This window comes from Burkholderia sp. Bp9015, assembly GCF_003853505.1.
Lineage (GTDB): Bacteria > Pseudomonadota > Gammaproteobacteria > Burkholderiales > Burkholderiaceae > Burkholderia.
Genome location: NZ_QTPZ01000098.1, coordinates 1 through 605, shown reverse-complemented (window position 1 = coordinate 605; position 605 = coordinate 1). Strand labels below are relative to the sequence as shown.

At 66.0% G+C, this 605-nt stretch carries 1 protein-coding gene; it reads right to left on the bottom strand.

All coding sequences use genetic code 11. From position 1 onward, the window contains the following. Positions 1 to 605: lipoyl synthase (locus DIE12_RS37760; RefSeq protein WP_124551609.1), on the bottom strand; the 605-nt coding region annotated here is incomplete at both ends.

Here is a 605-nt window from a genome sequence, read left to right as displayed (position 1 = left end):
CGCACCATCGCGCCGACGGCCGCGTGCGTGAAGCCCATCTTGTACGCCTCTTCCTCGTACATCTTGAACGTATCCGGATGCACGTACGCACGCACCGGCAGGTGGTGCTCGGAAGGTTGCAGGTACTGGCCGATCGTCAGCATGTCGACGTCGTGCGCGCGCAGGTCGCGCATCACCTGCAGGATTTCCTCTTCGGTCTCGCCGAGGCCGACCATCAGGCCCGACTTCGTCGCGACGTCCGGATGCTGCGCCTTGAAGTCCTTCAAGAGCTTCAACGAGTGCGCGTAGTCCGAACCCGGGCGCGCTTCCTTGTACAGGCGCGGCACCGTTTCGAGGTTGTGGTTCATCACGTCGGGCGGCGCGGCGTTCAGGATCGAGATCGCGCGGTCGAGACGGCCGCGGAAGTCCGGCGTCAGGATCTCGATGCGCGTGTCCGGCGACTGCTCGCGCACTTCGCGAATGCATTCGACGAAGTGGGCCGCGCCGCCGTCGCGCAGGTCGTCGCGGTCCACGCTCGTGATCACCACGTACTTGAGCTTGAGCGCGGCGATCGTGCGCGCGAGGTTCTTCGGTTCGTCCGCGTCGAGCGGATCGGGACGGCCGTG